Below are 9,693 nucleotides of genomic sequence, written 5' to 3'. Positions count from 1 at the left end.
GTTCCACAAATTCAACAGGCAAGATGCCTGTTCCACAAATTCAACAGGCAAGATGCCTGTTCCACAAATTCAACAGGCAAGATGCCTGTTCCACAAATTCAACAGGCAAGATGCCTGTTCCACAAATTCAACAGGCAAGATGCCTGTTCCACAAATTCAACAGGCAAGATGCCTGTTCCACAAATTCAACAGGTTTCTTGTGGGGAGTAGGGGTTGGGCGGGACGCCCGCCCATCAAAAGCTGATTAACAATCCAAGATGTGAGTTAGGCTAAGGCTGCTACGGAAACTTTACCGGCAATGCGACCCGCGATCGCCCGCAACTCCCTAGCTGAAGCAGAACCCGGTTGCCCCACCACGATCGGCACCCCCGAATCGCCACCTTCCCGCAACGGAATTTCCAGCGGAATGCGGCCTAACAGCGGCACTCCCAACTCAGCAGCAGTCTTTTCCCCGCCACCCGAACCGAAAATATCGTATTGCTTATCGGGCATATCGGGTGGCACAAAATAGCTCATGTTTTCCACAATTCCCAACACCGACACTCCCAACTGCTGGAACATCTTTAACCCCTTGCGGGAGTCCAACAAAGCGACAGTCTGCGGCGTCGTCACGATCACGACACCGGCCATCGGCACAGCCTGCGCCATTGTCAACTGCGCGTCTCCAGTACCCGGAGGCATATCGACAATCAGATAGTCTAAATCGCCCCAATTCACCTGATAGAGGAATTGCCGAATGATCCCGTTCAACATCGGGCCGCGCCAAATCACGGGTTGGTCTTTGTCAATTAAAAACGCCATCGACACTAATTTGACGCCGTAGTTGAAGGCGGGTTCGAGGCTTTCCCCGCTTTTTCCGTCCCTAACCATCACTTTTGCGTCCCCCAAACCCAACATATTGGGGTCGTTGGGCCCATAGATATCCGCATCCAGCAAACCCACCTTAGCGCCGGTTTGGGCTAGCGCTACTGCGACGTTTACCGCCACCGTGCTTTTGCCGACGCCGCCTTTGCCGCTGGATATTGCGATAATATTTTTCACGCCTTCAATTCCTTGGCGATCGACCACTCCCTTCTGCTGCGGCGTCTCGGCTGTCACCTCCACTGCCACTTTTTCGACTCCTGGCAACTGTTTGACCGCTTTTTGGCAATCTTCGACAATAAATTCTCGCAGCGGGCAAGCAGGCGTTGTCAGCACTAAAGTAAAACTGACGACACCGCCGTCAATTTTTATGTTACGAATCATGTTCAATTCCACCAAACTCTTTTGCAGTTCGGGGTCTTGCACGGGTCGCAGGATTTCTAAGACTGAACTAACATCGAGTGTATTGGGCATTGTGTTCTCCACCATAGCTCTGCAATTGGGTTTGCGAATTTTCGATCGCAGGTTTAAGTATATTTTTATTGCTATTTTTTAATGTAACTTCATAGCGATCGTTTGCAGACCTGCGGTGGCATAATTACATGACGACAGGATTTGGGACTCACGGTCAATCTCAAACTCAAATGCGATCGGCAAGAATTTCTACGACCGAAAGCAATTTGGTCACAATAGGCGAATTGAGCCGTGGTCGCAATTCTTCAATTCTTCAATCTAAAATCTTAAATCTTAAATCGGATGACAGTTTCTACCACACTTAAAACCGCCACTTCCCCGTTTTTGCCGCCCGCTGACTCTAGAGCTAGAGTCAGCCAATTTATGAAAACCCTACAAGACGAAATTTGTCAATCCCTCGAACAGCTCGATGGCGTTGGCAAATTTAAGGAGGACTCTTGGGAACGCTCCGAAGGCGGGGGCGGACGTTCTCGCGTCATGCGCGAAGGCGATGTGTTTGAACAAGGGGGAGTCAATTTTTCCCAAGTGTGGGGCGAAAGTTTGCCGGCTTTGATTCTGGCCAAGCACCCCGAAGCTGCAGGTCACGATTTTTATGCAACTGGCACTTCGATGGTGCTGCACCCCCGCAATCCCTACTTGCCTACGGTTCACCTGAATTACCGCTATTTTGAGGCCGGGCCGATTTGGTGGTTTGGCGGCGGTGTGGATTTGACTCCTTATTACCCCTTGGCTGAGGATGCAGCTCATTTTCACAAAACTCTGAAAGCAACTTGCGATCGCCACCATCCCGGATATTATCCGACATTTAAACTTTGGTGCGACGAATATTTCTATCTCCCCCACCGCCAAGAAACCCGCGGCGTGGGCGGTCTGTTTTTTGACTACCAAAGCGCTCAAGGCGCGCTTTACCGCGACCATCATGTCAAAGGCAAGGCCGCTGAGTGCAGCAACAACATCGGCGTGCCGGAACCGAGGACTTGGGAGTCGCTGTTCGCCTTCGTACAGGACTGCGGCCGGGCATTTTTGCCAGCTTACACCCCAATTGTTGAAAAGCACCGATCGAAAGAATACGGCGAGCGCGAGCGTAATTTCCAACTTTACCGCCGTGGCCGTTACGTTGAATTTAACTTGGTGTACGATCGAGGCACGACCTTTGGTTTGCAAACCAACGGACGCACCGAATCGATTCTCATGTCCCTGCCACCTTTGGTACGCTGGGAATACTGTTACGAGCCAGAACCCAACTCTCCCGAAGCCGAACTCTACTCCAAGTTCTTAAAACCGCAAGATTGGGCGAATTGGATGCCTCAGCAGTCACCGACCTGAGTTAAACTACTGGGACAGTAACCACCGCGATAGATAATAAATTTGAGGGAAGGGTCAGTGATTCATATTGATCAAAAAACCCACACGCTTCAAGACGGTACAACAGTTATCGTCTTAGCACCGACAGGACGGTTGGACATCACTACAGCTTGGCAATTCCGCCTCAAGTTGCAAGAGTGTATTTCCAAACTTAGCCGCCATGTTGTAGTGAATCTTGGTCAGGTTAACTTTATCGATAGCTCTGGCCTGACCTCACTTGTAGCAGGTATGCGGGATGCGGATAAAGTTAAGGGAAGTTTCCGCATTTGCAATGTTCATCCCGAAGCCAAACTGGTGTTTGAAGTCACCATGATGGATTCTGTGTTTGAAATCTTTGAAACGGAAGAAGAAGCTCTAGAGGGGGTGCCGCGCGCAAGTTGACCACTCTCGCTTGCATCGGTTGCGGTGTAAGCGCAATTTAAGCTTGAGGCTCACAAAAAGCGCCGGAACCCTGCACAAGAACAGGAAGCAGGTAAATTATTGCCAGCTTCCTTATGCTTTCTTCCTTTCTTGAGAGGTTGAGAGGTTCACCAAAACACTAAAGTAGAAGAATAGGTCAAGGTAAAGTCTTGCCTTCTATCCTAGATAGCTATATTTTTCTTCCTAGTTTCTTGTTGCTTCTTGCTTCAAACCAATATCTCAGCAGCAAAATCCTGACGCTTGACAAATCTAAAAGGGCCCATTAAAGCTCCCCAGATAGCCTTGCCTGTGGTGGGGCTTATTCCTTTGTCGTAGCTGAGAAATTCCTCGCCTGCGGCTTCAAATCCCAAGTCTACTTGGTAATTTTGCCCCCCGTAGGCAAAGCCGCAGCGAGTGCCCTCCGGCAAAGATGCCCGAAATCGATAGCCGTTTGAGGCTAAATTTTGCACCGCAACCGAGAGGGTGCAGCCGGGAAGGAGTTGGATTTGCTCCTTCGTTAGCTTTCCAAGCAAGTCGGGGTTGCAACCGGCTCCTTTGACGGCTGTAATGTCGTTGAACATATAATACTGAGCTTCGATAAGTTCCGGCGCTATCTGTGAGTGCCTCAGTTGCACGATGCGAGGGCGGTATGGCTTGTCTAATTCCAGAATGTTGGCTTGTTCGGCAAACAGGGCAATGCTGGGTTCGGAAAATAAAGGAACGGGTAGTGGTCTTTGCCACATACGAAGGTGGACGTACCACGCCGGCTCTGCTAGCGCTTGTTCTCGGTTGTCAAATTCGCCCGCCATGTACTGGGCTAAAGCTATTAATTCAGGAGAAATTGTCATGTTTGTTTTTTGAGGATTAGGGATTGACAAGAAAAAGTTATTGTGATATGTAAAACCATATCAAGGCTGGGCAAGTCAGAAGATGAGATTTATGAGCGATCCCAGAAGAGCTATGATTGTAAAGATACTGGGTTTTTTCCCTCATATTGCGACATATTAATTGTTGCTGCCGATCGCGCGTAAAATATTTTTGATAAAATTTTGTCTCGCAATCCGGCGGCAACGCTTAAAAAACTGGCAAATTTTGTCAGCCCGATCGCCGAATTGACCCAGCCCAACAACGGATACCGTGCCACTTACTTAAGTCGTGGAAAGATAAAAATTTTAGACCAAAGTTCAAGCTCCCAGATTTATCTGTGGGGTAAATCTAAAATCTAAAATCTAAAATCTCAAATCGACTGACTCCCCCGACTTTACTCACGCCGCGCTGGCACGCCCGCTACGGCAAAATTATTTATCTATAAGACTCAGGTGAACAATAACCGTACTGTTTCAGATACTAAGCGAAGTTTCTATACGATTCACACTCGACCGATCAACTCAATTTACCGTCGAGTGGTGGAAGAGTTGATGGTAGAAATGCACTTGCTTTCGGCGAATGCCGATTTTCAATACGACCCGATTTATGCTTTGGGTGTAGTGACAGCTTTCGATCGATTCATGCTTGGGTACGCCCCAGAAGCAGACAGACTTTCGATTTTTAACGCTTTATGCAAGTCCCTAGAAGACGATCCAGAGCGCTACAAGCAAGACGCTCAGCGATTGGAAAGCTTGGCGGATAGACTTTCGGGCAAAGAGTTGCTCTCGTGGCTCGATCGCTCGACCAGCTTTGAAGATACAGCGGATTTGCAAGCGTCTTTAGGGGCGATCGCCAGCAACCCTCAATTTAAGTACAGCCGCTTGTTCGCGATCGGTTTGTTCTCGCTATTAGAAAAAGCTGACCCTAACTTGGTAAAAGACCAAGAAACGCGAAACGACGCGATCGCCAAAGTCAGTGCGGCCTTGCACCTGCCAGAAGACAAAGTTAGCAAAGATTTAGATTTGTACCGCAGCAATTTGGAAAAAATGGCCCAAGCACGAATAGTGCTTCAAGATGTCATCCAAGCGGAACGGAAAAAACGCGAAAAACGAGAGACAAAAGTTACCGCTGGTCCTTCGGCTGACTCTTCTGACAGCAGCAATTAATCGTTTAAAAGAAGTTCGGCAGCGGATTCGCTTTCTTCGGATGTAACTGATATCTTGCACCATTCTCAATTAGCCGTAGGGGCGGGTTCGCCAACAGCCTGAAAGCTTGCAAATAGGTTCTATAAACCCGCCCGACCCACGAAAAATCCTCTTATTGATATTGCTGCAAGATGTCAGATGTAACCGATGTCACGAACAAAGAAGAAGGAGTTTTTTATTTTTTACATAAAATAGAAAACTCTTAAATTTTAATTTTTTGTTTTTGAATTCTGGTTTCTGCCATCTGATGAATCTTGCTGGCTCAGAAACTAAAAATCCCGCTTTCTGAATGGAGCGGGATCGACTTAATCAAAATAGAGCTGTTGGATTGGTACTAAGGCTGGGGTTCAAAATTAGTGGCGTTAGCTTGCAGCCAAGTGCTTAGCTGTGAAAGAACTTCGTTTCCAGAAGACTTGCCCAAAGCTGTGGGGTTTGGGGTGTCGGGCCTGTCCAAGTTGCGGGCGATCGCTGCGTTGACTTCTTTGGAAATCAAATCGTGAAGTTGCTCTTTAGCCCTAGCCCTTTGAAAGTGAGCTCCCTCTTCAGTCGTAGCGTACAGAGGTGGCAGCCTATTTAAAGCATAAGCTGCAATATCTCCCACATCCAGACTCAGGTCGCTCGTCGCCTCAATTTCGGCCACCCTAGCGATCGCATCGCTGAGCACCAACTCTTCCATCACGTTGATGAACTGTTTGCGTGGCAGAACCACAACTTCGCCAGTCAACAAAGATCCCATCAGACGATCGAGAGCCATGTACTCTTCGATCGACAATTCCGAAGCCGTATTGCAGATCCGTCCCACCTCAGCTTCCATAGACGGCGTTAAATAGCCATCTTGCAAAGCCTGTTCAACAATTTTTTCAATACTCATATATGCGTCCCCGCTCAACGGCATCATCAATAAAGTTTTGTGAAGACGCGATTGTTAGCGTCTTGAGATTCGAGTTTTGAGAGTTGAGTTGAGAATTTTTATACAAATCCTAACTCAATACTGATAACCCATAAAGTTATCTGCACACCCCAGCACAAACTTACCCCATAATTGACTGATAAATCCGTCAAAACCTGTAAAAACTCCTACTCAACTCCCTGAAGCCGCCAAGGTACAGGATCGACGGCCTGCCCGTGCACGTAAAGTCCCCAATGCAGGTGAGGGCCTGTGGAAGCCCCCGTTGATCCCAGAGTACCAATTACTTGACCTGCTTTCACGACATCGCCTTCCTTGACATCAATCCGGGCCAGGTGCATCAAAATACTGGCTACCCCCTGGCCGTGGTCAATACCAACGACATTGCCGTGGATTTTGAACCCTTGGGATTCGCGTCCCACTAGAGACACGCGACCTGCTGCTGGTGCCACTACAGGGGAACCGTAAGCACCCGCGTAATCAACGCCGCGGTGGTAGTAGTCTTGAGCAAATACCCCATTATAATAACGTCGCACCCCGTAAATAGTAGTAATTTCGCCGGAGTTGGGGCGCAACAATTTGCCGTCCCAAAATTTTTCGGGTGTCACGAGTGCTTTAAATGCGTCTACGCGATCGAACTCCGCGTCTGTACCTTCGCTGTCTTTCCCAGGCGGTAGCCAGATGGATTGAGTAGGAAAATTTCGATCGCGCACTTGGAGACTCAAGTTCTGCACTTGTCCGTCACCTGCGACTTGGATTTGGCGAGCACCGGGTTTCTCTAGGGGCGTCGTCGGTAGCAGGGCCCGAAAGCGGCCGTTGCCGATCGGAAAAGCGGGGTAGTTTTTTTGCTGTAGAGAAACTGTTGGAGTTTCCCCGCCGTTACCGTCAACCTGAATCATTACTGACAGCGTATCTCCCAGTTGGGGATTTGTCGGCGTCACAACTACCTGCAAAGCTTGTACCGGCAGGGCAAAACTCAGAAAGCCAGCAACAATTCCCCCGATCGAACCAGCGGTTAGCTTGTTTGCTTTCAACTGCCCCCACCGCAAAATCCGACCCGTAATTATTTCCGTACTTAGCCCGCAGTTGTCTCGATTCACAGTCATTACCATCACTAGCAGTCCTTAACCTTTCTCTCGCTGATATATTTTTAACTATCTAGACTAACTCTAGCAATCCGCAATAAAAATTTCTGTAGTGCGGGGAGGAAAGCCCGCTTCAGCCAGACGCTCACACTACCGTTTCCACTACAAATTTAGGAGAACCCAAGTTTCAACAGAAACACTCTTCATGTCTAAGCGGATGGGATTATATTTTATCAGTCCTAGCTACTGTTACATAACTTTTAACAATTGCTATTAGTTATATTTCACGGCGCTACAACAAAATTATTTTTAATTCCTCTGCTGTTAAATCACTTCTTTCTTGGCAGTTTATTTTCGGATAACCTTGCTAAAACTCTCTAGTTATTGTAGCCTACTTTTGAGTAAATAGTATTAATTCCCAATTTTTCAATCTCACATCTAAAATGGTAGGAGATAAAAATTGAGAATTGCTATAATTTGATTACCTAAATTTACAGAGATTCAAAGGTAGCGGTGAAACCATCTAAGGTCAAGCATTCTTCCATAAATTCCTCTACATCGTTGACATTCTCAAGCTGATATTCCATGATGCGTTGACCATCACCTTTCATCTTTTTGGAAGAGGAAGGCGTGGCAGGATATTTGGCAGCGATCGCTTTGAAAGCTTTGGAATGGGTATCCCAGCTTTCAGCAGAACATTTTATGATTAAAAGCCACATGATTAAATTCCTCCTTGGGTTTGGTTTACTAATAGTCTAACACGAGTAAAACTTAGAGCGATAGTGCCGAAAAATCAAGGGATTCTGTTGTTTTGAAAAAAGCTAAAAGCCGAGCGACTATGTGAGCAACACCACCCTTAACATTAGACTCAACATTCAAAGGCATCACCGGATCGTGGAGTGATAAGCGTAACAGAAACCAGCCAGATTCGCTAGGTGACGTGCAGGAAATTCGCAAACCTTCGTAGTTATTGGGAACTATTTTCCAGTCTGCTTGGGTTGAGACAAATTGTTGCAGTTGTTCAATAACGCGAGATCCGTGAGCCTTGAAATCATCCACACCAATTTTAATCCGAAATTCTGCACTTTCTTCTGGTTCTTTTAAATTCGCAATTAAATCTGGCAAAGATTGGTTTGCTAGCTTTGACTTAGCCAATTCAATCAATAATTTGCTGACCAAATAAGCGCCATCATCCAGAAAGTAATTTTCTTTCAAAGCTCCATGTCCAGAGGTTTCAATCGCCAGCCATGATTCCTGTCCGGCTTCATTGAGGCGAATCGACTCGTCAATCACATTTTTGTAGCCGCGTTTAAAGCGATGGTGAATTCCTTTTAAATCTTGTTCGATGAATTGTGTCAAGCCATCGGAGGTGATAGAATCGGTGACAATGGTAGAGCCTGGGTGTTCTTGTAATATAATGGCAGAAATCAAGGCAATTAAGCGATTGCGATTGAGTTCCTTGCCAACTTGATCGACGGCCGCACTGCGATCGACATCGGTATCAAAAATAATCCCAAAATCAGCTTGATTTTCAATTACCGCTTGACAAATTGACTGCATTGCCTGTTTATCTTCGGGATTTGGCACATGATTGGGGAAAGTACCATCGGGTTCTAAAAACTGACTGCCCGTAGTGTCTGCACCTAAAGGTTTTAAGACTTTATCAACATAAAAACCACCAGCACCGTTGCCCGCATCCACAACAATTTTTAGTCCTGTTAGTGGCTGCTCAAAATTATCGGGGTGATTGACTGCTTCCCGGATTTTTGTGACAAATTGGTTAGCATAAACAGAGATAAAATCATGCTTTGTAATCTTACCGGGCGATGCGGCTGGCTGGAATTTATTGCTTTGCGCTATTCCTAAGATATCTGTAATATCCTGTTTTTGTAACCCACCTTGGGCGGTGAAAAACTTTAAGCCGTTGCGATTAAAGGGCAAATGGCTAGCAGTGAGCATAATTGCGCCGTCGCAATCAAAACCAGGGGTAATGGTACTCATAAACATGGCGGGGGTTGAGGCCATGTCAAAGTCGTACACTGTTGCCCCAACTGAGGTGATTCCCTCCATGACAGCTTGCATTAAGGTTGGCCCTGATAGGCGACTGTCACGCCCGATCGCGATCGTTAATTCTGCCGCTGGTTTCTTGACTTTTTGCACCAGCCAACTGACAAATGATTTACCTAAGATTGTCGCAATTTCGGGGGTGAGGTTGACTTTTTCATTGGGAACGCCTTCGAGGGCGATACCGCGAATGTCTGAGCCATTTTGAAGTTTTGTCCAGTTGAAGTTTTGCATAATAATTGATGGTAAGTAAAAAGATCGGAGTCGGCGGTAGAAACTGATCGTACAAACTTTCGTTTGCTGCTAGACGGTTCGAGTCAGTTTCGCCGATCGTCTTTCGCGGACTAATAAATAAACAGGGGAGAAATTTGGGATTTGGTATTATATCATGTCCGGTGTGCGATTCGTTTAACCTAAATGGGTAGGTTCTCCTATCCAGGGACGGTTAGCCTAACTCCTAGAAGTT

The 9,693-nt window shown here is 46.9% G+C and carries 11 protein-coding genes; 4 read left to right on the top strand and 7 right to left on the bottom strand.

Annotation, left to right across the window (positions count from 1 at the left end; translation table 11 throughout):
- A partial coding sequence (locus tag QUA88_RS28575; RefSeq protein ID WP_333275095.1) for a hypothetical protein occupies positions 1-248 on the top strand: 248 nt, incomplete at its 5' end.
- A 16-nt stretch (positions 249-264) separates the two neighbouring features.
- On the opposite strand, the gene QUA88_RS28570 is transcribed toward QUA88_RS28575, so the two are convergent.
- Positions 265-1,335, bottom strand: coding sequence for an Mrp/NBP35 family ATP-binding protein (locus tag QUA88_RS28570; RefSeq protein ID WP_333057242.1), 1,071 nt, complete (start codon positions 1,333-1,335; stop codon positions 265-267).
- A gap of 282 nt (positions 1,336-1,617) precedes the next feature.
- On the opposite strand from QUA88_RS28570, the gene hemF reads away from it, so the two are divergent.
- Both hemF and QUA88_RS28560 read left to right on the top strand, forming a co-directional pair.
- Positions 1,618-2,661: an oxygen-dependent coproporphyrinogen oxidase gene (gene hemF / locus QUA88_RS28565; RefSeq protein ID WP_333233669.1), complete on the top strand. Its 1,044-nt coding sequence runs from the start codon at positions 1,618-1,620 to the stop codon at positions 2,659-2,661.
- A 57-nt stretch (positions 2,662-2,718) separates the two neighbouring features.
- Positions 2,719-3,081 (top strand): STAS domain-containing protein, encoded by a 363-nt coding sequence (locus QUA88_RS28560; RefSeq protein ID WP_006631392.1) that lies wholly within the window; start codon positions 2,719-2,721, stop codon positions 3,079-3,081.
- Positions 3,082-3,326: 245 nt separating this feature from the next.
- Here QUA88_RS28560 and QUA88_RS28555 read toward each other — a convergent pair whose 3' ends face one another.
- On the bottom strand, positions 3,327-3,947 hold the full coding sequence (locus QUA88_RS28555; RefSeq protein ID WP_333057244.1) for a chromophore lyase CpcT/CpeT: 621 nt from the start codon (positions 3,945-3,947) through the stop codon (positions 3,327-3,329).
- A gap of 110 nt (positions 3,948-4,057) precedes the next feature.
- Positions 4,058-4,243 (bottom strand): hypothetical protein, encoded by a 186-nt coding sequence (locus tag QUA88_RS28550; RefSeq protein ID WP_333057245.1) that lies wholly within the window; start codon positions 4,241-4,243, stop codon positions 4,058-4,060.
- 175 nt (positions 4,244-4,418) lie between these two features.
- Here QUA88_RS28550 and psb29 point away from each other — a divergent pair, with 175 nt between their 5' ends.
- Entirely contained in the window at positions 4,419-5,132 is a 714-nt protein-coding gene (gene psb29 / locus QUA88_RS28545) for a photosystem II biogenesis protein Psp29 (protein ID WP_333057246.1), read from the top strand.
- A gap of 373 nt (positions 5,133-5,505) precedes the next feature.
- Here psb29 and QUA88_RS28540 read toward each other — a convergent pair whose 3' ends face one another.
- The 4 genes from QUA88_RS28540 to QUA88_RS28525 all read right to left on the bottom strand — a co-directional run bounded on the left by QUA88_RS28540 (position 5,506) and on the right by QUA88_RS28525 (position 9,461).
- Positions 5,506-6,042, bottom strand: a complete 537-nt coding sequence (locus tag QUA88_RS28540) for a late competence development ComFB family protein (protein WP_006631395.1) — start codon at positions 6,040-6,042, stop codon at positions 5,506-5,508.
- Positions 6,043-6,248: 206 nt separating this feature from the next.
- Positions 6,249-7,190, bottom strand: a complete 942-nt coding sequence (locus tag QUA88_RS28535; RefSeq protein WP_333057250.1) for a M23 family metallopeptidase — start codon at positions 7,188-7,190, stop codon at positions 6,249-6,251.
- Positions 7,191-7,654: 464 nt separating this feature from the next.
- Entirely contained in the window at positions 7,655-7,882 is a 228-nt protein-coding gene (locus tag QUA88_RS28530; RefSeq protein ID WP_333057248.1) for a hypothetical protein, read from the bottom strand.
- A gap of 52 nt (positions 7,883-7,934) precedes the next feature.
- Positions 7,935-9,461, bottom strand: coding sequence for a phosphomannomutase/phosphoglucomutase (locus tag QUA88_RS28525; RefSeq protein WP_333275090.1), 1,527 nt, complete (start codon positions 9,459-9,461; stop codon positions 7,935-7,937).
- Positions 9,462-9,693 lie beyond the last annotated feature (232 nt).

The sequence above is a fragment of the Microcoleus sp. D3_18_C2 genome, assembly GCF_036702395.1.
Taxonomy (GTDB): Bacteria; Cyanobacteriota; Cyanobacteriia; order Cyanobacteriales; family Microcoleaceae; genus Microcoleus.
Note: the sequence above shows the minus strand (reverse complement) of the source record. Positions and strands in the feature narration are given on the sequence as shown.

What these genes read in the sequence shown, in the direction of transcription:
- QUA88_RS28570 (WP_333057242.1), bottom strand. Translation starts at nt 1,335, where the DNA reads ATGCCCAATACACTCGATGTTAGTTCAGTCTTAGAAATCCTGCGACCC.
- hemF (WP_333233669.1), top strand. Translation starts at nt 1,618, where the DNA reads ATGACAGTTTCTACCACACTTAAAACCGCCACTTCCCCGTTTTTGCCG.
- QUA88_RS28555 (WP_333057244.1), bottom strand. Translation starts at nt 3,947, where the DNA reads ATGACAATTTCTCCTGAATTAATAGCTTTAGCCCAGTACATGGCGGGC.
- QUA88_RS28540 (WP_006631395.1), bottom strand. Translation starts at nt 6,042, where the DNA reads ATGAGTATTGAAAAAATTGTTGAACAGGCTTTGCAAGATGGCTATTTA.
- QUA88_RS28535 (WP_333057250.1), bottom strand. Translation starts at nt 7,190, where the DNA reads ATGGTAATGACTGTGAATCGAGACAACTGCGGGCTAAGTACGGAAATA.
- QUA88_RS28530 (WP_333057248.1), bottom strand. Translation starts at nt 7,882, where the DNA reads ATGTGGCTTTTAATCATAAAATGTTCTGCTGAAAGCTGGGATACCCAT.
- QUA88_RS28525 (WP_333275090.1), bottom strand. Translation starts at nt 9,461, where the DNA reads ATGCAAAACTTCAACTGGACAAAACTTCAAAATGGCTCAGACATTCGC.